The sequence below is a fragment of the Rivularia sp. PCC 7116 genome, assembly GCF_000316665.1.
In the GTDB taxonomy this organism is placed as follows: Bacteria; Cyanobacteriota; Cyanobacteriia; order Cyanobacteriales; family Nostocaceae; genus Rivularia.
Genome location: NC_019678.1, coordinates 1,637,848 through 1,663,331 on the forward strand (window position 1 = coordinate 1,637,848; position 25,484 = coordinate 1,663,331).

The 25,484-nt window shown below is 37.9% G+C and carries 13 protein-coding genes and 1 pseudogene; 9 read left to right on the top strand and 5 right to left on the bottom strand.

Annotation, left to right across the window (positions count from 1 at the left end; genetic code table 11):
- Window positions 1-487 precede the first annotated feature (487 nt).
- A complete protein-coding gene (gene ftsH, locus RIV7116_RS06275; RefSeq protein ID WP_015117438.1) occupies window positions 488-2,416 on the top strand; it encodes an ATP-dependent zinc metalloprotease FtsH in 1,929 nt (642 codons plus the stop codon).
- Between the two features lie 323 nt (window positions 2,417-2,739).
- A complete protein-coding gene (locus tag RIV7116_RS06280; RefSeq protein WP_015117439.1) occupies window positions 2,740-4,002 on the top strand; it encodes a glycosyltransferase in 1,263 nt (420 codons plus the stop codon).
- Between the two features lie 51 nt (window positions 4,003-4,053).
- Here the strand turns inward: RIV7116_RS06280 and RIV7116_RS06285 are convergent, their stop codons facing one another.
- The 3 genes from RIV7116_RS06285 to RIV7116_RS06295 form a co-directional block, all read right to left on the bottom strand.
- Window positions 4,054-5,835: a WD40 repeat domain-containing protein gene (locus RIV7116_RS06285; protein ID WP_015117440.1), complete on the bottom strand. Its 1,782-nt coding sequence runs from the start codon at window positions 5,833-5,835 to the stop codon at window positions 4,054-4,056.
- A 284-nt stretch (window positions 5,836-6,119) separates the two neighbouring features.
- Window positions 6,120-6,413, bottom strand: coding sequence for a hypothetical protein (locus RIV7116_RS06290; protein ID WP_015117441.1), 294 nt, complete (start codon window positions 6,411-6,413; stop codon window positions 6,120-6,122).
- Between the two features lie 127 nt (window positions 6,414-6,540).
- A complete protein-coding gene (locus RIV7116_RS06295) occupies window positions 6,541-6,834 on the bottom strand; it encodes a hypothetical protein (RefSeq protein ID WP_015117442.1) in 294 nt (97 codons plus the stop codon).
- Window positions 6,835-7,234: 400 nt separating this feature from the next.
- Between RIV7116_RS06295 and RIV7116_RS06300 the strand changes: the two genes are divergently transcribed.
- Entirely contained in the window at window positions 7,235-7,915 is a 681-nt protein-coding gene (locus RIV7116_RS06300) for an SDR family oxidoreductase (protein WP_015117443.1), read from the top strand.
- A gap of 219 nt (window positions 7,916-8,134) precedes the next feature.
- On the opposite strand, the gene RIV7116_RS06305 is transcribed toward RIV7116_RS06300, so the two are convergent.
- A complete protein-coding gene (locus RIV7116_RS06305) occupies window positions 8,135-9,301 on the bottom strand; it encodes a pyridoxal phosphate-dependent aminotransferase (protein ID WP_015117444.1) in 1,167 nt (388 codons plus the stop codon).
- 539 nt (window positions 9,302-9,840) lie between these two features.
- On the opposite strand from RIV7116_RS06305, the gene RIV7116_RS06310 reads away from it, so the two are divergent.
- On the top strand, window positions 9,841-14,352 hold the full coding sequence (locus tag RIV7116_RS06310; protein ID WP_015117445.1) for a cadherin-like domain-containing protein: 4,512 nt from the start codon (window positions 9,841-9,843) through the stop codon (window positions 14,350-14,352).
- A gap of 193 nt (window positions 14,353-14,545) precedes the next feature.
- On the opposite strand, the pseudogene RIV7116_RS37545 reads toward RIV7116_RS06310, so the two are convergent.
- Window positions 14,546-14,672 (bottom strand): annotated as a pseudogene (locus RIV7116_RS37545) (pyridoxal phosphate-dependent aminotransferase); the annotation flags it as partial.
- A 992-nt stretch (window positions 14,673-15,664) separates the two neighbouring features.
- Between RIV7116_RS37545 and RIV7116_RS33685 the strand changes: the two are divergent.
- The 5 genes from RIV7116_RS33685 (at window position 15,665) to RIV7116_RS06335 (ending at window position 25,475) form a co-directional block, all read left to right on the top strand.
- Window positions 15,665-18,028 carry a protein kinase gene (locus RIV7116_RS33685; protein WP_015117446.1) on the top strand — a complete coding sequence of 788 codons (2,364 nt, stop codon included), beginning with the start codon at window positions 15,665-15,667 and terminating at the stop codon, window positions 18,026-18,028.
- A gap of 306 nt (window positions 18,029-18,334) precedes the next feature.
- Window positions 18,335-19,960, top strand: coding sequence for a M48 family metalloprotease (locus RIV7116_RS06320; RefSeq protein ID WP_044290785.1), 1,626 nt, complete (start codon window positions 18,335-18,337; stop codon window positions 19,958-19,960).
- 189 nt (window positions 19,961-20,149) lie between these two features.
- Window positions 20,150-20,974, top strand: a complete 825-nt coding sequence (locus RIV7116_RS06325) for a COP23 domain-containing protein (RefSeq protein ID WP_015117448.1) — start codon at window positions 20,150-20,152, stop codon at window positions 20,972-20,974.
- Between the two features lie 227 nt (window positions 20,975-21,201).
- Window positions 21,202-21,702, top strand: coding sequence for a DUF427 domain-containing protein (locus tag RIV7116_RS06330; protein WP_015117449.1), 501 nt, complete (start codon window positions 21,202-21,204; stop codon window positions 21,700-21,702).
- Between the two features lie 473 nt (window positions 21,703-22,175).
- Complete coding sequence (locus RIV7116_RS06335) at window positions 22,176-25,475, top strand: DEAD/DEAH box helicase (RefSeq protein WP_015117450.1); 3,300 nt, start codon at window positions 22,176-22,178, stop codon at window positions 25,473-25,475.
- Window positions 25,476-25,484 lie beyond the last annotated feature (9 nt).

The window sequence follows — 25,484 nt, forward strand, 5'->3', positions numbered from 1 at the left end:
ACTTTCAAAAGGAATATAAATTGATTTTTCATTTACTGTACGGTTATACACCTATATAAAGGTAGGGTAGTTACTAATAACTTTTTTTGGCAAGTTTCTACAATAAATTATGTAAAGCAAAAACTAATTGGTATTTTATATCGCTAATTAACTAATTGAAATTTTTTATTGGTAATACTTAAATATACGTTAAATATCTGTTAAATATACAAGTTTATAATTATTGGTTTGTGTTTTACGCGGATAGAGACTTATCGGTAGAGAAAAGCATCCAAAACTAGATGATTAAAAGAGAACATCCAAGAGGGAATTTACATAAATTACTAAATGGGATTTGCAAATGCAGGTTTTATTTTATTGCCTTACGCATCTCAAAAAACAATATTTTTACTTTTCCCAGTTCTTTGTGATTTTTTGTTCCTCTGATAAAGAGTTTGGTGAAAATATCTGCTGTCATATTTTTTTTAATCGACAATAAGGAAAAGAAATGCCCGTTGATACTAAAAACAAAAGTCCGATCAAGCCACCGAAAATGCGGCAGTTTGGCAGCAGCTTATTTATTTTGCTGACTTTGCTATTATTGCTTAATTTTATCGTACCCAGTTTTTTCGCTCCGGAATATCCTCAAGCACCTTATAGTGAATTTATCGCTCAAGTGCAAGCAGGAAAAGTCGAGCGGGCTATTATTGGAGGCGACCGCATTCAGTATGAAGTCAATTCTGATGATGTTTTCGGTTCAGATGCCAAAGAGATATATACAACTACCCCTATAGCCCTAGATTTGGATTTACCCAAAATCCTGCGAGAGAATAATGTGGAGTTCGCCGCACCACCTCCAGACAAAAATGCTTGGATTGGTACTCTTTTGAGTTGGGTTATTCCTCCTTTAATTTTCTTCGGTATTTGGGGATTTTTTATGCGTCGCCAAGGTGGTGCGGCGCTGACGGTTGGTAAAAGCAAGGCTCGGATTTTTTCTGAAGGTAGCACTGGAGTACAATTCAGCGATGTTGCTGGAGTTGATGAAGCTAAAGCAGAATTAGAGGAAATAGTTGATTTCCTCAAAAATGCCGATAAATATACTCGTTTGGGAGCGAAAATACCCAAAGGTGCTTTATTGGTGGGACCTCCAGGAACGGGTAAAACGCTGTTAGCGAAAGCGATTGCCGGGGAAGCGGGTGTTCCTTTCTTTAGTATTTCTGGTTCCGAATTTATCGAGTTATTTGTAGGTGTGGGTGCGGCACGAGTCCGAGATTTATTTGAACAAGCTAAAAAGCAAGCTCCCTGTATCGTTTTTATCGACGAATTAGATGCTCTAGGTAAATCTCGGGGTGGTGCTAATGGGATTATGGGCGGTAACGACGAACGGGAGCAAACCCTGAATCAGTTACTTACCGAAATGGATGGTTTTGATGCCAATACTGGTGTAATTATTATCGCCGCTACCAACCGTCCGGAAGTACTCGATGCTGCATTGCGTCGCCCAGGACGTTTTGACCGTCAAATTGTGGTAGATAGACCAGATAAAATTGGTCGAGAAGCGATTTTAAAAGTTCACGCTCGTAACGTTAAGTTGACGGGAGATGTGGATTTAGCAACGGTTGCTATTCGGACTCCGGGATTTGCTGGAGCAGATTTAGCCAATTTGGTTAACGAAGCCGCATTATTAGCAGCACGTCAAAATCGGGATGGGGTAACTTTAGCTGATTTCAACGAAGCTATCGAAAGATTGGTTGCTGGTTTAGAAAAGCGTTCTCGGGTACTTAATGAAACAGAGAAAAAGACTGTAGCTTATCATGAGGTTGGTCACGCTATAGTCGGTGCTTTGATGCCGGGAGCCGGTAAAGTCGAGAAAATATCAGTGGTTCCTCGCGGTGTTGGTGCATTGGGTTATACAATACAAATGCCCGAGGAAGACCGCTTTTTGATGATTGAAGACGAGATTCGCGGACGAATTGCCACTTTATTAGGTGGACGTTCGGCAGAAGAGATTATTTTTGGTAAAGTATCTACTGGTGCTTCCGACGATATTCAGAAAACTACAGAATTAGCCGAAAGAGCGGTTACTTTGTATGGAATGAGCGATAAATTGGGGCCAATTGCCTTTGAGAAAATGCAGCAGCAATTTATTGAAGGTTATGGAAACTCCCGTCGTGCGGTGAGTGTAGAAGTCGCAAAGTTAATTGATGCTGAAGTCAAGCATATGGTAGACAATGCCCATCATATTGCTTTGAGTATTTTGCATCAAAACCGTGACTTGTTAGAAGAAACTGCAATGGAATTATTAGAAAAAGAAATTCTTGAAGGTGAGAAATTGCGGGCAAAACTTCAACAAGCAATAGCACCTGAAGAGTTAGCAGAGTGGTTGCAGACTGGTAAAATATCTGATGATATTGTTTTGATGCAAACTACTTTATAAGTTTTGACAACGGATTTAATTTTAGCGATACGCTGCAACGAGTGTATCGCTTTTTTTTGTTTATATTTTTAACGCAAAGTCGCGCAAAGGTACAGCCTTGGAATGCGGAGTCAATTAATTTGTATATGGAGTAAATACGTATATTTATTGAGAATATTTAGTTATCAGTGACGGTAATTTCAAATCAGTTTGTTATGGGTAGTAAAGTATCGTAATCGTGGCACACCCTACAAAAATCAAAAAATAGAATAATCTTAATTTATATCCGGGATTAATATCAGTATTATTAAGTTCTAACTTGATAGTTGTGAGTAGATTTAAATATGCATATCACAATTCTCACTCTAGGCTCTCGTGGTGATGTTCAACCGTTTATCGCTTTGGGAGTGGGTTTAAAACAAGCTGGATATAAAGTAAAAATAGCCAGTCAAGCTACTTTTAAATCAGAAATTAGCTCTCGTGGTTTAGAGTTTGCTTTAATTAGCGGTAATCCCAAAGAAGGTATAGAAAGCGCGGAAGGGCAAGCGATGTTACGAACTAAAAACCCGATAGATTTTGTACGTCGGATGGGTGATTTGCTCGAACCTTTAATGGAAAAAGTTTTTCTCGATTCGTGGCAAGCTTGTCAGGAAACTGATGCGATTATTGGGGGAGGGTTTCCTTTTTGGGGATTTGATATTGCAGAAAAATTGAATATTCCTTTTTACTATGCTTATTTGACACCGGGTTATCCTACTAAAGAATTTCCTAATGCAGTTACACCAGCACATTTAGAAAAGTTAGGAGGTATCTACAATCGATTCAGCTATACGCTAACCATTCAGCTATTTTGGCAATTTTTCCGCAAACCAATCAATCAATTTCGCGAATCTATTCTCAATTTACCGCCGACAAGTATTTGGAAAAATGTTTTTACAAAAATGGAAGATGCTAAAGTCAATTATCTAATTGGTTGTAGTGCTTCTGTTATTCCCAAACCAAAAGATTGGTCAAATCGGGTTCATTTAACAGGATATTGGTTTTTAGATACACCCGATAATTTTACTCCTCCAACTGATTTGGTAAACTTTCTCAAATCTGGCTCTCCTCCGGTTTATATTGGCTTCGGTAGCATGGCTGGTGAAGAAGCTCAAAAAATTGCGGAAATTGCTCTATTAGCATTAGCAAAAACTCAGCAAAGAGGAATTTTTCTATCCGGTTGGGGTAGTATAAAAAATTCAGATTTACCCGATACAGTTTTTCAAATAGATAATATTCCCCACAGTTGGCTATTTCCAAAAATGGCTTGTATAGTCCATCATGGAGGCGCTGGAACAACTGCTGCCACCTTCCGCGCTGGGGTACCTAGTATTATTATTCCATTTTTTGGCGACCAGCAATTTTGGGCATATCAAGCCGCTAAATTAGGTGTAAGTCCACCAATGATTGATAGAAAAAATCTGACAGTAGATTCTCTAGCCCAAGCAATAACAAATGCAGTTGAAAATCAATCTATAAAAGAAAATGCTGCAAGTTTGGGTGACAAAATTCGTTCGGAAAATGGTGTTCGGGAAGTTGTAGAAATCTTTAGTTCAAGGAATTGGTAATTGGTAATTGGTAATTGGTAATTGTTAGTTGGGAACTAATCCAAAAAATGCTCAACTTCTCTGCCAAATTTTAACAGTTTTATCCAAACTTCCACTTACCAAAACATTTCCTTTCTCGGCAAAAGCTAAAGCAGTTACAGTGTCGGTATGCCCTGCAAAAGTACTTAATAATTCACCCGTTTCTAAATGCCATAATTTAATAGTATTATCGGCACTACCACTGGCTAGAATTTGCTCATCTTGACTTAAAGCAACTGTACATACAGCATCTTCATGTCCTTTGAGAGTGCGAATTAATTCTCCTGTTTTTAAATGCCAAATTTTAATAGTTTTATCCTTACTTGCACTCACAAGAATTTTTGTATCTTTAGTCATAGCTAAAGAAGAAACTATATGAGAATGACCTGTAAGACAATAATGTAATTCTATATCCAGACAAGATATTTGCTTCTTAGTCGAAATTCTCCAGACTTTTATTTTGCGATAGCTACCTGTAACTAAAATTTTTGCATTTTGACTGAAAACCAGAGAGTGAGCCGCAGTATCTTCCAAAGAAAGCGTTACGGCAACTTGACGCTCCGTCATATCCCAAAACTGAATTTTGCGATCGTCTCCACCAGTCGCTAACATCCTACCGTCGAGTGTAAAGGCAACGCAGCGCACCATGCCATTATGTTTGTGCATGATATCAATTAAGTCTTTCGCGCCCAAATGCCACATTTTTATCGTAGAATCAGCCCCGCCACTAGCTAAAGTTTGTCCGTCAGGGCTAAAAGCTAAATAATTGACTTCATCTACAAATCCGGTGCGAAGCCAAGGATATTCCGATAAAGTCGCAATTGAATCGCCATTCTTTAAATCCCAAAGCTTTATTTCTCCTCGACTTCCACTGGCTATTAAAGATTGCGAAGCATTTTTGTTTTGAGGTTGTAAAGCAATACAGTTGATCCCTTTAATATGTCCAATTAAAGTATGCGAACATTGCCATTCACCAGTAATACTTTGCAGGGGATGATTTGGTGAAAGAGTTGAAATTACCTTTGCTTGCTCAATCTCATCAACCGATTTTGACAAATGTTGTTGATTCCTAAGTAAATTTAAATACCAAGATAATCCACCAGAATAAAGCAATTTACTCGGCTTCAGATAAATATAAGAACCATTAAACTCAAGTTGATTCGTTGGCAAAAAACCAGATATTAAAGCTTCTTTTTCATATCCTCTTTGCGTAGAGCTTGGAAAAAACAGGCATATAAAAAATAAAATATGATAGTTTGTTATATCTTCTTGAGTAACGCTCCAACGTACTTTATCTTTTTTGATGCCATTAAAGCTTTCTGAATCGGCAACACAAACTCGGATTTTAATATCGGGATTATGTGCAAGTAAAAAAGAAAATTTACTTTCACCCCGAAGATTACCTTCTTCATCTAAATCAATATTTTCTAAAGGCTGTTTGGGCATCTTTTTCACCAATCTGCTAAAACAGCCTTTCATTACCTCATCAACAATTAATTCTCGTAAGAAATAATCTTCAGCTTGATTTTGAAAATAGGTGACAAAAGGAATAGCCCATTCCGAATCTTCGGGATATTCTGACGGAATTGGTGGCGGATTTCGAGCTAGTATTTCTGCTTGTAAGCGGGCATTATCAAGGATTGTCGTTAAAGCTTCACCCCAAAATGGCATATATTCTCGATGACAACCTTTTACATTACTTTCAAGTAAAGTAATTTCATAAGTCTTTGTTTTTTTTATTCGCTCAAGAAAGTCAGCTTGTTGAGCTTTTAGTAAGTTGATAGAGTTTACATCCATACCTTGAGGCACAATCATAAATAGTAATCGTTTATTTAAAGCAAGCCAATTGTTCCTCGCTAATCAAGTAGAAATTATCAACATCCATTCACTGCACCATAAATCAAGATAATTTTGTTTATTTATCTTCAATAGGGATAATCTAATATAAATAGTAGTTCAGGAGTTACGGTAACATAATAATGGATTTTATACACAACCACTGAGATTTATTTTTTTTAATCATAAAATTTATTTTAGATTATTTAGTTATGGTGGAAATAAATTATAGCGAAACTGGAGAAATTGTGTAGTTTTGTGGTTTATTTAGACATTTTCTCTAAATCTTCTGTAGCGACGATTGTTTCCAAAAATGCGACTCTTTCTTCTAATTGCTTTACCCGAGAGTTCTGATTTTCTCCACTCCACACAGCAAAAGTGGCAACTGCCGCCCCTATAATTGCAGCTAGAGGTAAAATTGCACCAGTTTTTGTCACAATTACAAGAGGAATGCAAATTGCTAGCATTCCGGCACTAACTCCCCAAATTACTGATGTTGCCGCGACTCTTCCAGTCTTTTGGAGCTTTTCGGAGTTTTCTTGTAACTGTTCGTTCATAGGCTTTTTTCGATAGTTTAGCAGGGCTTAATAACAGTAAGGCTTAAAACAATACAAAAAAATATAGAGACGTAAGATTTTGGTAAAACTTACATCTCTACAACAATTATTAAAACAGATTTTAAGATTATTTATCTTCTACATACATTTTTGGTTCAACCGCAAAGTTATCGAGCTTGCCAGACTCATCGATAACAAAACCATCAGTAGTACTCATTGTGCCTTCTTCTTGCTTTTCTACAGCATTTACTTCCTGCTTGTTTTGTTCTACAGGAGCATTAGAAGGAATAATCGCATCAGGTGGATTTACTGCGGTTGTTTGTGCCATTTGTACTGCACTATGATTGTCACCTGGCGCACCTTTTCCGGGTTCAGCTAAAGCTGGATTTTCTGGTAAAGTTTGTTTTTCTTGGTTACCCATATATTTACCCTCTGTCTTGCTTTAAAACACAAACAAACACTTATCGTGACAGTTTGTTATTCCAATGTTTAATTATTTACAAACTTATCGTGATGTGTATTCAGCTTCGCTCTTTCCGGAGTCATATTTTGTTTAGTCTTTGAGGAATAGATTTTTAATATTGAAGTAGTGGATAAGTAAGTAGTTAAAATTAAATATGAAACCTCACCCTCAATCACTCTCCTTAGTAAGGAGAGGGAAGCCTGAGGCGAGGCGAAGTCTTATTTTTATATTTAATTATGCCTACCTACTTGTGTCGTTTTTTTGATTAGCAACCCCGTTATTTAATTTTAGATAGTTCAGAGAAACCAAAAAAAGATATATTGAAAATATAATCTACTATCTAATGAATTAAATTTCTATGACTACTAGTTATATCTTTTTAGCTGGAGCAAGTCGCGGCGTTGGTAGAGAGATTGCCAATTGTTTGACAGCACAAAATCTACAAGTAAAAGCGCTTTTAAGAACTGAAGAGAAGCGCCAAGAATTAGAGGCAATGGGCATCAAAGTAGTTTCAGGAGATGCTTTAAATGTAGATGATGTAGAAAGTGCGATTTTGGGTGAAGAATCTATTGAGACAGTTATTAGTACTATTGGTGGAGTGCCCAAAGACAGCGAAAGGGCTGATTATTTGGGTAACAAAAATCTCATTGATGCCGCAGTCAAAGCAGGTGTGAAAAAGTTTATTTTGATTTCCTCAATTGGTAGCGGCAACAGTGCAAATGCCATACCTCCCCAAGCCTTGGAAACCCTTAAACCTGTATTAATAGAAAAAGAAAAAGCTGAAAATTACTTAATTGCCAGCGGATTAACTTATACAGTAATTCGTCCCGGTGGTTTAAAATCAGAACCAAGCACGGGAAATGGGATCTTAACAGAAGACCCCAAAATTGCTGGTACAATTCATCGTGCAGACGTAGCACAATTAGTCTGCAAAAGTTTAAACTCGGAAAAAACGAACAACAAAGTACTTTCCGCAATCGATGAAAACATGATTTACGGGCAACCAGAATTTGACAAATTAGATTTAGTTAGTAGTTAGTAGTTAGTTGTTAGTAGTTAGTTGTTAGTTGTTAGTGATTAAGAACAATTCAATCAGTGAAATCAGTGAAATCCATTTAATCCGTGATAGTTGTTCACTGTTCACTGATTCCTGTTACTTGACAAAACACCGTTCTTTATAAAAGTTATTACTACGTTTAAAAATGCTAAAAGTGTCACAGCACCCTACAAAGAAATGTCAACTGCTCACTGTTAACTGTTAACTGTTAACTGTTAACTTGTGTAACCCATTGACTAATCTTGCAATTCCTTCTTTTGCGGTTTCTTTTTGCAAAGCTCCGTAAGCAACTCTTAAATAACAACCTTGATTCATCCCGAATGTAGTTCCCGGAAGTACCGCTATCTTATATTGATTTATTAATTGTTTTACTAATTCAAAATCATTAATTTGACTTTTAACTTTTAAAAAGAAATAAAAAGCACCATCTGCGGGTGCTATTTTACAAATACCTTCAAGACGTTTTAAAGATTCAATTACTAATTCTCGTACTTCTACAATTTTTTGAATATTATCTTTTAAATATTTTGGTTGTGTTTGTAATGCTCCTAAAGCTGCATATTGAGATACTACAGGTGGACAAATTAAGTTTGTATCTTGAACCTTTTTTACTGCTGTAAGTAAGTGTTGCGGAATTACCATGTAACCGATGCGCCAGCTTGCAAAACCGTAGGCTTTGGAAAGGCTAAATAAGGATATTGTATGGCTGCTGCTATCGGAAAATGAACCAGGAGAAACGTGTTTTACTCCATAGGTAAAATATTCGTAAGCTTCATCGCTGATGTGATAAATCCCTCGCTGACAACAAATATCATTGACTTGCTGTAATAACTCTCGCGAATAAACCGCTCCGGTAGGATTGTTGGGTGAAATTGTTACTACTGCTCGGGTTTTTGGAGTAATTGCTGCAAGAATTTTCTCCGGTTGTAACTGATAATTTTCATCGGTTTCTACTAACACCGGATTGCACCCAGTCATCGCGATCGCCATTTCGTGGTTAAAGTAATATGGCGTATTTAATATTATTTCGTCGCCAAGGGAAGTGATAGCAAGAATGGCATTCATAAACGCCATATTGCTTCCTGCTGTAACCACAATACGGTTATTATCGTTGATTTCTATTTTGTTAAAAGCTGCTAATTTTTCTTTGAGGATATTTATTAAAGGGGGAATACCCTCAACAGCTTGATATAAATGATTTTTTGAATCGGTAAGAAACCGAGGTAAAAATTCTATAGCCTCCGCAGGTGGAGAATAAGAAACAACACCTTGCCCTAAAGATATAGTACCGGGAGAATTTTTGATTAATTCCCCAACAACGGGGATTATTGGTGACTGTACCGATTCCATACGAGAGATAAGCGTCATGCGATTTTTAGATTTTGGATTGTCAATTATGGGCTTGCAGAATTTTAAGGTTTTTCCAAATTTTATTCTCTCGTAAAAGTGATGCCGTTCTTTGCTTGGAATAAAGAAAAATTACAGCTTATGAGTGTTTTTGCTTGATAACTGCTAACTCTAAATACCTGACTTCTTTACATTCACTTATAAATAAAATTGTCAAAAGTATCACTAATTACTATGTACTAGTAGTGAATTCATTTAAAAATTATGCCTAATTAAAAAATTATTTTAAAAAATATTTTTCATAAAAGCTTACTCTTACAGGGTTTTTGTATATTTTTGTTCGCCAAAATTCTTTTTATAGGTAATTAAAATTTTAGTAAAGTAGTTGCTATCACTTATCTAATGAGTTCTAATTAATACTATTTTTTTTTGTTTTCTGGAATTACAATTTTTTTGGATGATTTCAGAGGCTGAAGCAGCAAGTTACACAATTAAGCTCCGAAAGTAATTGTTAATCATTCACTTCGCAAATTCACATCGACTTAAATATTTATAGAAAAATGCAAAATTCTTTTACCGGAACAACAGGAAATGACAATATCACAGGAACTTCTGGTGATGATTTAATTGAGGCTCTAGGGGGTAATGATAGCCTTAGCGGGCTGGCTGGTAATGACAGTTTAGATGGGGGAGATGGAGACGATTTCCTCAATCCCGGTACTGGAGTAGACACTGTAGATGGTGGAGCGGGTAATGATGGATTATTACTCGATTTATCTACTCAAGCTACCGACTTAACAATTAACTTCACCAACGCTACAGATGGAACAGTATCTAACGGTACGAGTTTCCAAAACATTGAAAGCTTTAACTTAGAAACAGGTAGTGGTGACGATACTGTAACTACTGACTCTGATACAGGTAACGCTTTAGTACGTACTGGCAGTGGAAACGACAATATTCAAACCGGAGCCGGAGAAGACAGAGTTGAAGGTGGCGACGGCGATGATACGATTCGCGGTGGAGCCGGAGATGATAGCAATAGGAGATTAAACTCATACCCCGGAGATACTGAGTTCAGTGGTTTGTTTGGTGGTAACGGTAACGATGTAATCTTTGGCGAAGCTGGTAACGATCACCTTTTCGGTGAAGCTGGTAATGACAGTTTAGATGGGGGAGATGGAGACGATTTCCTCAATCCCGGTACTGGAGTAGACACTGTAGATGGTGGAGTGGGTAATGATGGATTATTGCTTGATTTATCTGCTCAAGCCACCGACTTAACAATTAACTTCACCAACGCTACAGATGGAACAGTATCTAACGGTACGAGTTTCCAAAACATTGAAAGCTTTAACCTAGAAACAGGTAGTGGTGACGATACTGTAACTACTGACTCTGATACAGGTAACGCTTTAGTACGTACTGGCAGCGGAAACGACAATATTCAAACCGGAGCCGGAGAAGACAGAGTTGAAGGTGGCGACGGCGATGATACGATTCGCGGTGGAGCCGGAGATGATAGCAATAGGAGATTAAACTCATACCCCGGAGATACTGAGTTCAGTGGTTTGTTTGGTGGTAACGGTAACGATGTAATCTTTGGCGAAGCTGGTAACGATCACCTTTTCGGTGAAGCTGGTAATGACAGTTTAGATGGGGGAGATGGAGACGATTTTCTCAATCCCGGTACTGGAGTAGACACTGTAGATGGTGGAGCGGGTAATGATGGATTATTGCTCAATTTATCTGCTCAAGCCACCGACTTAACAATTAACTTCACCAACGCTACAGATGGAACAGTTTCCAACGGTACGAATTTCCAAAACATTGAAAACTTTAACTTAGAAACAGGTAGTGGTGACGATACTGTAACTACTGACTCTGATACAGGTAACGCTTTAGTACGTACTGGCAGTGGAAACGATAATATTCAAACCGGAGCCGGAAACGACAAAGTTGAAGGTGGCGACGGCGATGATACGATTCGCGGTGGAGCCGGAGATGATAGCAATAGCGTATTCAGCTCATACCCTGGAACTTTTGGGCGTGGTGGTTTGTTTGGCGGTAACGGTAACGATGTAATCTTTGGCGAAGCTGGTAATGATGGGCTTTACGGTGAAGCTGGTAATGACAGTTTAGATGGGGGAGATGGAGATGATTTCCTCAATCCCGGTACTGGAGTAGACACTGTAGATGGTGGAGCGGGTAATGATGGATTATTGCTCGATTTATCTGCAAGCGCCACCGATATTTCAATTAACTTCACCAACGCTACAGATGGAACAGTTTCTAACGGTACAAGTTTCCAAAACATCGAAAGCTTTAACTTCTCTACAGGTAGTGGTGACGATACTGTAACTACTGACTCTGACACAGGTAGCGCTTTAGTGCGTACTGGCAGTGGAAACGATAATATTCAAACCGGAGCCGCAAACGACAAAGTTGAAGGTGGCGACGGCGATGATACGATTCGCGGTGGAGCCGGAGATGATAGCAATGGCATATTCAGCTCATACCCTGGTGCTTTTGGGCGTGGTGGTTTGTTTGGCGGTAACGGTAACGATGTAATCTTTGGCGAAGCTGGTAATGACGATCTTTTTGGTGAAGCTGGTAATGACACTTTAAGTGGAGTTGATGATAATAGCCTCACTCCAGGAATTGGAGAAAGAGACGAGTTAAGTGGAGGTACAGGAAACGACCTGTTTATTCTGGGTGACAGTATCAACACCTATTACGACGATTTGGATACTTCCACTAATGGAGACAATGATTATGCTACGATTACAGATTTTAATCCCAGCGAAGATAAAGCTCAGTTACAGGGAACAGCTAGTAATTACCGTTTAGAAGTTGATGGTGCTGATACTAATCTCTACATTCAAAAACCAGGCAACGAACCCGATGAACTGATTGCGGTATTCGAGAATGTCACGAATTTAGACCTTGAATCGGATGCTTTTATATTTGTTGAGCAACAAAATCAAGCCCCCGTACTAGCTACCAACGACGGCTTAACGGTAGACGAAGACGCAATTGCTAACATTACCTCAACTCAACTACAGGTAACAGATGCAGATAACACCGCTGCGGAAATCACTTATGTCATCACTGACGTAACCGACAACGGTGACTTGTTGCTTGACGGAACAACTTTAGCTCTCAACGACACCTTTTCCCAGGCTGACATTGACAACAACCTTCTAACCTACGACCATGACGGTAGCGAAACCACTTCCGACAGCTTTAACTTCGTAGTTGCTGACGGTGCGGGTGGTAACATAAGTTCTTCAATGTTTGATATTACGGTTAATCCCGTTAATGATGCGCCTGTCGCTGTAAATGACACAGCAACAACTGATGAAGACAACAGCGTAACTATCAGTGTCCTAGCTAACGACACCGACGCTGAAAACAATAACCTTTCAATTACTAACGTTAGTAATGCAACAGGTACCGTTACAATTAACGGCAGCAACATTGTTTATAATCCCGACGGACAATTTGAATCTTTGAATGCGGGTGAAACTGCAACCGATACCTTTACTTATAGTATCGACGACGGTGAAGGTGGTACCGATACAGCTACAGTAAATGTAACTATCAACGGACTTGAGCAAGCCAATCTACCACTTGTTACAGTTAACAATACAGCCGTTAGCAATCCAGTTATATCTTACGGTGGTCCAAGTCAAGATGTTGTAGGTACTGCCCAGGTATCCCCCAGCAACCAACTAAACCTCACTGGAAACCGTTGGCAAAGAGTTGAAATTAACTCAAATATCACCGCTAATACCGTTCTAAGCTTTGAATTCGAGGGTAATGGTAAAAGTGAAGTTCAAGGTATTGGCTTCGACAACGACAATAGTATTAGCCGCAGTAATGATGGTGGGCAATTCTTCCAAGTTGATGGTAGTCAAAACTGGGGTATAACAAACCTCACTCAGTTCATTGTTAACCAGTCAGGTAATAAAGATACCTATGAAATTCCAGTAGGCGAATTTTTCACTGGCAATTTTGACTTTTTGACCTTTGGTAACGATGATGACCAAAATAACCCGGATGCTGAAGCTACATTTAGCAATATCGAGCTATTTGAAGATAATTCACTAACTGTTTCCATCAATCAAGTTACCGAAAACAAAGAAGTTGAATCCTATGGTGGTGCTTCTCAAGACGTTAACGTAGTTCAAACTATTAACAATACAGAATTACAGTTAGCTGGTAATGGCTGGAAACGGTTAGATATTATGGGGTATGAAATAAATGCGAATACTCGCTTGCGGTTTGATTTTGCCTCTAACGGTGAAGCTGAAATTCAAGGTATTGGCTTCGACAACGACAATAGTATTAGCCGCATTAATGATGCTGGGCAGTTCTTCCAAGTTGATGGTAGCCAAGAATGGGGTATAACAAACCTCAGTCAGTTCATTGTTAACCAGTCAGGTAATAAAGATACCTATGAAATTCCAGTAGGCGAATTTTTCACTGGTAATTTTGACTTTTTGACCTTTGCTAACGATGATGACCAAACGAACCCGGATGCTGAAGCTGCATTTAGTAATATCGAGCTATTTGAAGATAATTCGGATTTACTAACTGTTTCCATCGATGAAGTTACCCAAAACAAAGAAGTTAAATCCTACGGTGGTGCTTCTCAAGACGTTAACGTAGTTCAAACTATTAACAATACAGAATTACAGTTAGCTGGTAATGGCTGGAAGCGCTTAGATATCACAGGGTATGAAATAAATGCGAATACTCGCTTGCAGTTTGATTTTGCCTCTAACGGTGAAGCTGAAATTCAAGGTATTGGCTTCGACAACGACAATAGTATTAGCCGCAGTAATGATGCTGGGCAATTCTTCCAAGTTGATGGTAGTCAAAACTGGGGTATTGAGATAGATCAAAGTCAATATATTCTTGGTACTACAGACGGATTTACTCAGTATGATATTCCTGTTGGTGATTTCTTCACTGGTGAATTCGACTTCCTAACCATTGGTAACGATCATGACGTAGCGAATCCAACTGCTGTTGGGCAATTCCAAAACATTACACTTATCGGATAATTTGAGAAGGTTGAGCAATTGGGCGAAAAAATTATCAATACCTTCCTACTAGCTAGCACCTATAAAACAATCAGAAGCTAAAGGGAAAAATCAATTATTTTTCCTAATCTGTAAAACTTTATCATCAGCCCGCTTAATTAAGCGGGCTTTTTTAGCTTAACTCTCTAAGAGTGAAGTCTCTTTCCAATTCTTCATAGTAATACGGCGTATTTAAGATTATTTTGTCGCCAAAAAAAATTAATAGCACTCATAAACGCCATATTGCTTCCTGCGGTGACAACAATACGATTATTTTCGTTAATTTGGATATCGTTAAAAGCATTATGGGCTTATAGAATTTTAAGTTCTTTCTGAATTCTATTCTCTCTTGACACTCCTCGACCTAAAGGTACCTTATTAATTTTTACGTATTAGGATTGCATTCATTTTAAATTTATGCTTAGTAAAAAATTTTTAATTAAAGGCTTTTATCAGCCTATTGCAGCAAAATTTTCAATTATAACTATATAGTTCGAGTTACTAGCTACAGTATTGGCTTTACAGGCGATTGCACTTTGAGGGCATCAGCACCACCCAATTTGGTAAATCCCATGGAATCGCGAATAGATTTTATGACAAAAGTTCGAGTTGTACGTCGCGAAAAGTAAAAAAGCAATATCATCAAATCTACACATAGATTGCATAGATTGATTGACAAGACTTATGCAGCAAAAATCTGATTCTAGCCCCTAGGCTTTTGAAATGCCTGGTAGCGCTTACACAGATTTATTGGGCTTTAGCTATGGAAATACAAGCGTTTTTAAGCATAAGATTGTTAATCAAGCGAATCCAAACAGAGGTAATTAAGTTATATAAAATTCTGGCAGGTTAATAAAGTGTTTTTTAACTATTATCTGTAACTACTATTGCTCTAAATACCCGTAATTCAATGGAAAAAGTTGCGCTAAAATGGAACTTATAATCTATAAATATAAACTTTTATACACAATTATTACTCATGACAATTTAACGAAAAAAATGAAAAATATATTAAGATAGCAAGTAACAGGTTATACGATTGATACCTGATGGTTATTATCCAGTGTAGGGACAAGCCCTTTCCCCTTCTGAGATAAAACACGGTAGAATAAATTCAAAAATTCAATATAGAATTACTTTTTATTAATTTAACGTTTCCTTAAAGACAATCTTCTCTAATGAGTAAGTTTATAAATACTCGGAAGTAGCTTCAGATTAGTCATTATAGAAACTGAATTTAAAAATGTTCTTTGTCAAGATTAAGGGCATTCTCAATTGCTGATAGGTTAAGCTGATGCTCACAGACACGATTCTCCGTAATCGCTACAAAATTCTTAAAGAACTGGGACGCGGTGGATTTAGTGTCACCTATATTGCGGTAGATATGGATTTACCAGGAAATCCTAAATGTGTTGTTAAACAACTAAAAACTCGGCATTCTAATAACACAATTTTGCAGATTGCCAAGAAGTTGTTTGATAGAGAAGCACAAGTACTCTATCGTTTGGGTAAGGGACACAAACAAATTCCCGAAATGTTCGCGCATTTTGAAGAAAATGATGAATTTTATTTAGTTCAAGAATTTGTCGATGGACATGATTTGACTAAGGAAATTAAACCACGCACGCGATTGAGTGAAGAAAAGGTAACTAAGCTTTTACAGGAAATATTAGAAGTACTAAGTTTTGTCCACGAAAACGAGGTGATTCACCGCGATATCAAGTTGCGGAATATCATGCGCCGTCGTGAAGATGGTAAAATCGTTTTGATCGATTTTGGTGCGGTCAAAGAAATCAAAGGTTTGGCAAAAAACGAACAAGGTGATGTCAATTCTACTTTGATTATCGGTACCCCCGGCTATATGCCAGACGAGCAGGCTAATGGTAAGCCGAGGTTATGTAGCGATGTTTATGCAGTAGGAATGCTGGGTATTCAAGCTTTAACTGGTATACCTCCCCGCGAATTACCATTTAATCCTAATAATGGTGAATTAATCTGGCGCGATTCGGCAAAAGTCAGCGATAGACTAGCCGAAGTTTTGACGGGTATGGTAAGACACCACTTTAGTCAGCGTTATCGAACCGCAGCAGAAGCTTTAATAGCGCTCAAATCGCCAGTCATTCTACCACCAAATACTTCTTTTGCTTACCAAGCACCAGTAACTTTACCGTCAACTATTCGTCAATCCCGCCCTAGGGTACTGCAAACTTTTGGATTGGCTGGTTTAATCGGAACTGCCTTTGGTTTAGGGGCTTTTGGATGGAGCTTGTTTCAATCTAGTTCAATTGGCAACGAATCAGTTCGGACTACAGAAATTCCACCGACTATAAATAAGCTGAATCCTTCAACAAAACCCGAAAGTTTGAAGCAAAACCCGTTAAGATTTTCACCTTCTACAGCTAACAGAGAAAGTTACAACAACAAACCAATTTTTATACCTTTCATACCGTTTTTTAACGAAAACAAATCTCAACGGGATCGAGAAGTTTCTCCGTCAAAAATGAAGGTGGATAAGGCTAAACCGGCATTGGATTATAAGCCCAAAAACGTCCATAAGAATATTCATAAAAAAAATAAACCTGCTCCGAAAACTTCTATAGTTCGGGAAGAGAAAGTTGAAAAGAAAGAGCCTCAATCTACATTTTTAATTCCGCAGTCTAAAAAGAAATCGGAATCTTTACCTTCTATTAAAATACCTAAATCCGAAGAGAAAAAAATTGACGATTCTCCTAAACCTTCAATACCAAAACCAGTAATAGAAGAACCCGAAACATCTTTACCAGTAGAATCTAATTCAGTTGATAAAGCAAAAGATAAGAATAAAGATAATAACACGGATAATTTAGAACCTGAAACAACTTTACCCAAGAAATCTGATGCCGTTGATGAAGTAAAAGATAACCCTGAAAAATCAGAACAACCACCCAAAGAGCAGGAAAATCCTTCAGAAGAACAACCAAAACAAATTCCTCCTTCACCTAACACACCTGCAATCGAAAGCGAATCATCATCGCCTCAGCCAACTCCATCACCCACACAAACTCCCGCACAAACTGAGGATAGCGACAACGTTGTAGTTCCAACAAATCCACCCTCAGAATCTTTAATTTTAGAAAACAACAAGTTCATTTATACAGAAGAATCGACACCTATTGTACCGATCCCAACCCCCGAAGTTGAAGCCAAACCAACTTTATCACCCCAACCAACTCCAACACCTGAAGCTGCAACTCAATCAGTTGCCACACCACAACCAACTCCAACACCCGAAGCTGAGACTAAATCAGTTGCCACACCAGAGCCAACTGCAATATCTGAAGCTGAGACTAAATCAGTTGCCACACCAGAGCCAACCCCAACCACAACACCTGAGGAAAATCAACCAACTCCACAAACTTCTACAAATCCTATGCCTGAAGCTGAACTTCTAATTATTCCGGAAGTTTATCCTTCACCCACACCCAAAACCAACGTGAAAGTAACTCCCCAAATTTCTACTTCTCCATTAGAAAACGAGACGCAAGCAATTCCCCAAGCTTCTGCTTCTCCCTTACCTCAAAATCAGCCAAAGGCAAAACCAACACCAACACCAACTCCAACACCAACTCCATCAACCACCGAGGAAAAAGGCTTATCCCTCAAAGGTTTCGCCATTTAAAAAAGCTGTCAACTAATAAATCTAGAAATGAATTTAGTTAAATAAATTTAGTTAAATAAAATTCTCAAATCAAAGGTTTGAATGCTTCAATCTTATTGAAAACATTCAAATTAATGATTTGAAAGGCTATAAATGCGCGCACCTTTCCCACCATATAAAGATTACCATAAATTAGATAATTTTTTTCGCAAACAAAAAATAAAGAACCGATAAAACAATGTTAAGTTTCCGAGCGGGGCTTTGCGTGAGATTGCTATCATTCTTAGACTAGGAAATATACAAATCCTCTTCTATAAAAAGCTTGCCATGAAACGTAAATGGAAGTCATTGATACTTGCCTTTAACTGGGTATTGCTCTCGTTGGGTACTTCTATATTTGTTATCCTGACTCAATCACCTCAAATAACTCTGGCAAAAGAGCCTGCTGTAATTATCAACACTTCTAAAGAAGAAACTAATACAGATATCGATAAGAAAAAGCCAGAAACTCCTACAGAAGAAACCACCGATAATAAAAAACCAGAATCAGAAAAAGCTGAAGAAGAAAAGCCAACTCCCGAAGAAATTGCTCGTCAGAAAAAACTCATAGAAGCAGACAAGCTCTATCAAGCCGGAAACATAGCCGAAGCAGAAAAGATATATCGTCAAGCCAAAGATTCTTTTACAAACACATCCGATATTCAACCACGTAAACAAGCCATAGTTAACCCCGTAGAATTATCTCCTGCCGGTAAAGTTTATTGGAGAGAAGCACGAGCGGGAATCGCGAGTAATTTACAAACTAAAACTTTAGTAGCGCTCAAACTTTTAGTTGAAAAATACCCCGAATTTATTCCAGGAAACATCAAATACGCTCAATCTCTGAAAAAATACGGTCAAGAAGAAAAAGCGTTAGAAGTATTGGAAAGAGCCACATCGCTTTATCCCAACCAAGCAGAATTAGTCAAAGTAAGAGTTGATGCGCTTTCTGAAGAGAAAAAATGGATGCAGGCTTCTTTGGCGGCGCGTCAATTTGCCATGCTTAACCCCGATAATCCTCAAGCTCCCGAATTTGTTCAACTTGCAGACGAAAAGCTAAAAAAATACACCTCTTATATCCGTAGAGAAACTAGAGGAAACGCCATCGCTAACATCATTACAGGTGTTGTAGGTTATGCAGCTACGGGCAGTCTACTTGGGCCATTTTCCGCCCTCGACTCTACCATGATGCTGCTAAAAGGTGAAAAAGGTGTAGGTCGTTCCGTAGCCAAACAAGCTAAAAAGCGGATGGAATTGATCGAAGACAAAGAAGTAAACGCTTATATTAACGAAATCGGGCAAAAGCTAGCCAAAATTGCCGGTAGAGATGAATTTGAATACGAATTCTTCGTCATACCCGATAAAAATCTCAACGCCTTCGCCCTACCCGGTGGCAAAATCTTCATTCATACAGGTGCGATCGCTAAAACAAATTCGGAAGCAGAAATAGCTGGATTAATCGGACACGAACTATCTCACGTGGTGCTTTCCCACGGATTTCAATTAGTAACTCAAGCCAATTTAATATCCAACGTTACGCAGTATATTCCCCTAGGTGGTACAGTTGGCAGAATACTTACCTTCGATTACAGCCGCGACATGGAGCGTCAAGCAGATAGATTGGGCACAAGGCTCTTAACAGCAGGTGGTTACGCTGCCGACGGCTTGCGTAACTTAACTTTAACCATGAAAAAACAGCAGAAAAATGCTCCTCCTGTATGGTTATCGACACACCCCGGAGGCGGTGAAAGAGTACGTTACTTAGAAACTTTGATTGCAACCAACGGTTACAATCGATACGCTTACGAAGGAGTAGCCAGACATCAACAAATTAAAGATAAAGTCAAACAAATAATCAAAGAAAAAGAAGAGAAAGATAAAAAAGACGACGAAAAGAAAAAGGTTAAAGGTTAAAGGTTATAGGTGGGAGCTAGGAGTTAGGAATTTTCTACCCCCTCTTCCCCCTCTTTCAAATACTACAAACTCGAAATAATATGCCAGTTACACAACTGTGACACAATCGACAAACTCCCGAATCATTTAGCAAAAATCTTCGTCACTACAACAAAGAAACTCCCAATCATTTTTACAGGAGGATGATTAATGTCATCTAGACCTTTGAAGCTTTTATTTCTCGGCGGTTTGGCAGTATCCGTATTATTCGGTAATGCACCTGCAATGGCACAATACGACTCCTCAGACGATGCCGTAGTAGTACCCACAACTGGAAGCGGTAGAACCACTACAACCCCAAGAGGGACTTCAACCACAACCAGAACCCGTACATCCACACCAACGGGAACATCAACCACAACTTCTACAAGCAGTTCTTCCCAAAGAGTTGACACCGCAACTCGGTTTAGCTGTCAAATGGATACCAACGGCTATACCGTTATGTACTCTCCTCAAAGTCAACCAAATCAATTATTTGCATGGGCAACTCCCCAAGCATTAGGTGGCGGTTGGGATTCCCAAAGACGTTGCAACACCATAGCCCAGCGTTTAGAAAGCTATCGTCCAGACGGTTTGTTAGAACTTCGCACCTCAACTTTAAATGGGTATAACGTATTATGCGTAACCAGCGAAGCCGATCCCTCTTGTCGTTTAGTACTAACAGTTCCTCCTGGTAGAGACGCTTTCCAAGTACGTAACGACGTTTTTCAAAACTTAGTTTCAGCAGACAGCGGACAGTCAACCATCGGCGTTAACACTTACAGAGGAGCCGGATTAGAAGACACCATTAATCTAGGTAGAACATTACTTGGTGGCAAGCGTGCGGCAGTATCTAGAGATGCCATTCAGCTAAAACCATTCTTAGATAAACAAGATGGTGGAAACGGCAAACTATTGAGAAACGTAAAGAAAACTACTCCTCAATCTCGTCCTACTCAATCCGGTAATAGATTAAATCCCGATCTTTTCCGCTAATTGATGTTTTCAGGCAACAGGGAATAGAAGATTGTCTTGACAATTATGGTTAGTAGTTTATAAAAACTCAATTTAGATCCCCCCAACCCCCCTTAAAATAAAGGGGGGCTTTTATATATCAAACCAGTACTCATTTTTTAATACAATTATCTTTGGCATTGCAATAATCATAGATAAATAGCAATGCCCAATGCCTAATTCCCCACGCCCAATTACCAAGTATAAAAATGTTTGGCAGACCTCAACCCATAAAACCAGAACCCGGACAAGAATCAGTATGGGATTACCCCCGTCCCGCTGTTTTACAAGATACCGATAAACATATTCAAATTGTTTTCAACGGTGAAACTATTGCAGACACCAAACGAGCCAAGCGCGTTATCGAAACCAGTCATCCTCCCAGCTACTATATTCCTCCCGAAGACATCAAAATGGAATATTTAATTCAAACACCGCATTCAAGTTTTTGTGAATGGAAAGGAATAGCTAATTATTACACCATCAAAGTCGGCGATAAAGAAGCACAGAATGCAGCTTGGTTTTACACTAATCCCACAGAAAAATTTGTACCTCTAACAAACTATGTAACTTTTTACGCTCACCCAATGGATGCTTGTTACGTGGATGGAGAAAAAGCCGAACCACAACCAGGAAATTTTTATGGTGGTTGGATAACTAAAGATGTAGTTGGACCATTTAAAGGAATTCCCGGTAGTTGGGGATGGTGAAGAGAGTTAGGAGTTAGGAGTTAGGAGTTAAGAATTAGGAGTTAGGAGTTGGAAGTTAAATGCTCAAACATGATTTGAATAGTTCTAACTCGTTTCTATATATAGTGTCTTAGGAACATATAAAAGTAACCAAATGAAGCCAATAATTCTGCAAATGCTTCATCAAATTTCACTATAATTAGCATCATAAAAATTAAATTGAGATTTAAATTAGTATAAGTTTTAGTAAATTATGACTAGAACTAACGTTAAAATATACATATGTTTTTGACAATATTAATTATTAATTGTGTTTTGCTATACAAATCATTTGTACAAAGCAAAAATTTTGAATATATTAACCTTGACTGAAGGTAGTTATAAACAGCCTGATGGAACTAATACGCTCTCACTTCAGACAAGAATAAAAGTTGGGACAAAATTATTAATTGTTACAAGTGAATTTACTAAGTATTTAGGAGGGTGTTCTACTTTTGAGCGAGCTATTACTATGGCAACTTGCTTACCATCTATCAGGTTCTACATTATTAGGAATAACAGAGCAAGAGCCTTTAGGAACTCTACCAATTCCAATACGAACTGCTGTTCTTAAAACTGTAAAGCAGTTCAACCCAGACTCTATTGATTTAAGATTAAACAAAAAATCTCCTCTTGATTTTGGTGAAGGTGAATATGAGTGGGTAGAAAGTTGGAATTACAAAAACTCTTCACAACTCGACCCTAATTTAGAAAAACTATTACACAAACTTCCACAGCGTTATCCTACCTATCAAAAAGTAGCTCTTAAATTATTAAGACAAGCAGTAGAAAATGGTAAATCGCATCTTGTTTTGGCTGATTTTCAACCGACTATTGCAAGCTTTGCTTTAGCAATTCTAGATTTAATCGCAGTAGTCGAGCAAGTTTCTCAACTGTATGGGTTATCTATAGCGCTACCAAAAGTAGAAATTTATTTGGTGGGTTCAGTTGATATTGGTGTCACAGAATTACTAAAGAATTATCGCGGTGTTGATTTAAATGAAACGTCTAATTTTATCGATTCTCCTCAAACATCTGTGAAATTAGTCAGAAATGAACAGCTACCCGAAGATGTTGATTTTATATCGGTTGCTGAGTCTTTAAATAATAATCCACACAAGAATAGTCACAGCTTTAATGATTTAGAAAGACTAGGGCTAGAGTTTGTTGACTGTGTTAGAGATGTACCACCTTTACAAGCACATCCGGTATCTTTTGAACGACCAACCCTAGACTACTTTGCTCGTCGCTATTTTCCACTACCAGAACTTAAACTAGAACAAGTAGAACTTATTCAAAAAGCTTTAGACAACCAGTCAATATTAGGGCTTTTACCAACGGGTTTTGGTAAATCATTGATATTTCAACTTTATGCTTTATTAATTCCTCGGACGACATTAGTTATCAGTCCCCTAAAAGCGCTTATCCGCGACCAGGTAAACAACTTAAAGCGGACTGGTTTAAACTGTGTGGAATCTATAATTTCTGGAGAGACAGCAAAGCAAAGGAAAACGAAACTAGAAGGTCTTAAGTTTGCTCGTTATCGAATGTTGTACGTTTCACCGGAACGTTTACAGATAGGTGAATTTTACGATGAGTTAAAGGCGATAATGCATCAGAATCCCATTGGGGGATTGGTAATTGATGAAGCTCATTGTGTCTCTGAATGGGGACATGATTTCAGACCAGCTTATTTACAAATTGGACGTTTACAACAAACTTTAGAAACTGCTTCCGGAAGTAAAGTACCAATTATCGCTTTAACCGCAACAGCTTCCGAACCAGTTCGCAAAGATATTCTGCGAATTCTAGGACTTTCACAAGAAAGTATAGTCCAATCTCCTAACAGCGACAGACCTAATTTCAGTCTTTCGGTACATCGTGTTAGCCAACCTAAAGATAAAATGATTCTTCTAAAAGGTTTACTTCAAAAAATTGTTCCTAACGTGCTTAATATACCTTTTGAAGAATTAATCCCAGAAAATAACGATCCAAAGTATGCAGGAATTATTTTCAGTATTTATGCCGATCCTCACGGAAAATCAACGCTGCACGAAGGAGTACATTACATTGCAGACAATGTTGCTAAACAGGTAGTTCCAGAAGCAAGTTTGGTTAGGGTATATGCTAGTAGACAACCAGAATATTGCCCAAGTTGTAATTCCTCATTTTTCATAAACAAAAGTAAGAATGCTTTTTGCTTATCCTGTGGTGATTCTTTTGGGCTTAGGCAAGGTAAAAAAGCGAAAAACTGGGATAAATTTCTTCAAGAATGTCAAGATGCTTTTCAAAGCGATAAATTCCCTTTGTTAGTTGCGACAAACGGATATGGAATGGGAATTGATAAGCGTAATATTCGCTTTATTATTCACCATGGTTTTTCAAGTAGCCTTGAAGCATATTACCAAGAAGCTGGGAGAGCTGGTCGCGATGGTCAGCATTCTCATATAGCTTTAATGTATATTCCTCCAGATAAAAAATGTAAACAAGAATATCTAGATAAAAAGCTTGAGCCTCCATGTGTAGCTATAAACTACCGTCGATACGATTGTCCTTATTATGAAGACTATTTGTGTGACTATGGTCATCAGGCAATCTTTATTCGTAAAAGTTACGAAGGCATAGAAAAAGATATTAATTCTGTCTTCACAGTGTATGAAAAACTCAAATCTGGAGAAACTGTAAAATTTACTAGTAATTCAGATAAAAAAGAAGAAATTTATCTTTATAGATTACAGCAATTAGGCATAGTTAAACAATATTATAAGCATTATAACAAAGGATTTAGAGGTGAATATAAAGTAATATTTGACGATAATTGGGATTGGCAACAGCTAGCTAATTATCTCAAACAATTTTTAGTGGACACTGGTTTTGACGATAAAAAAGCTAAAGATGAAATAGAGAAAATACACAAAAAAGTTTCATATTCATCCCAAAATATTAAAATTATACTCTTAAAAGAAGCATTAAAGAGTCTTTTAGAGCGTGTTTATGAAAGAATATTTAGAATGCGTTATCAAATGCTTAGCAATCAACTTGATTATGCAGAGAGTGATAAAGAAGAAGTATGTCGTCGCGTATTCCTTAGAGGTATATTTGATTTAGACAAGCATTTAGCAACTGAAAATTACCGATGTGGTTTTTGTGATTCGTGTGTTCCTAATCTCAATTTTGAAAACAGTAAAGCTGCTGTTTTAATGGAAGAAGCTCAAGTTGAGGATCTTATAGAAAAACTACCTAATGTATTAGAACAATTTGATAGAGATAATCTGTTTGAAATTTTAAACCTTACCATAGAAAAAGGTGCTATCGCTGGACTATTTGCTCGCGTTGCTAACCGTCTTGAACGCGACCCGAGCAATTTACCAGCACTTTATTTAGCAGGTGCATTAGGTAGACTGCGGAAAGGGAAAGAAATCATAGCTTTTGAATATTTAAAATTTGGTTTTAAAGAAGGTATAAAACAAGGTTTATCTCCCGATAATCTGCTTATCTTTTATCAAGAAGCAGTACTTTTAAACCCCGAAGAAGCATTTAGCTGGTTAACAGAAGTTGGTGGATATTGGGATAATCAAGCAGGATTGCAATTTTTAATTGAAGAAGCTAATCAAAGGTTTGGAATTGATTCGACACAATACCGTATTCTAATTTTACTTTTGCAAGTTAGAAAGTTGAATAAAGTCAGCGATGATTCTATTAACTTAAAACCAGGAATCAAAAAATTAAAGCAAGGATTTGAACGATTAAACTAATATAACTAA

Coding starts and splice junctions, on each gene's coding strand:
- ftsH (WP_015117438.1), top strand. CDS start 488: ATGCCCGTTGATACTAAAAACAAAAGTCCGATCAAGCCACCGAAAATG.
- RIV7116_RS06280 (WP_015117439.1), top strand. CDS start 2,740: ATGCATATCACAATTCTCACTCTAGGCTCTCGTGGTGATGTTCAACCG.
- RIV7116_RS06285 (WP_015117440.1), bottom strand. CDS start 5,835: ATGATTGTGCCTCAAGGTATGGATGTAAACTCTATCAACTTACTAAAA.
- RIV7116_RS06290 (WP_015117441.1), bottom strand. CDS start 6,413: ATGAACGAACAGTTACAAGAAAACTCCGAAAAGCTCCAAAAGACTGGA.
- RIV7116_RS06295 (WP_015117442.1), bottom strand. CDS start 6,834: ATGGGTAACCAAGAAAAACAAACTTTACCAGAAAATCCAGCTTTAGCT.
- RIV7116_RS06300 (WP_015117443.1), top strand. CDS start 7,235: ATGACTACTAGTTATATCTTTTTAGCTGGAGCAAGTCGCGGCGTTGGT.
- RIV7116_RS06305 (WP_015117444.1), bottom strand. CDS start 9,301: ATGACGCTTATCTCTCGTATGGAATCGGTACAGTCACCAATAATCCCC.
- RIV7116_RS06310 (WP_015117445.1), top strand. CDS start 9,841: ATGCAAAATTCTTTTACCGGAACAACAGGAAATGACAATATCACAGGA.
- RIV7116_RS33685 (WP_015117446.1), top strand. CDS start 15,665: ATGCTCACAGACACGATTCTCCGTAATCGCTACAAAATTCTTAAAGAA.
- RIV7116_RS06320 (WP_044290785.1), top strand. CDS start 18,335: ATGAAACGTAAATGGAAGTCATTGATACTTGCCTTTAACTGGGTATTG.
- RIV7116_RS06325 (WP_015117448.1), top strand. CDS start 20,150: ATGTCATCTAGACCTTTGAAGCTTTTATTTCTCGGCGGTTTGGCAGTA.
- RIV7116_RS06330 (WP_015117449.1), top strand. CDS start 21,202: ATGTTTGGCAGACCTCAACCCATAAAACCAGAACCCGGACAAGAATCA.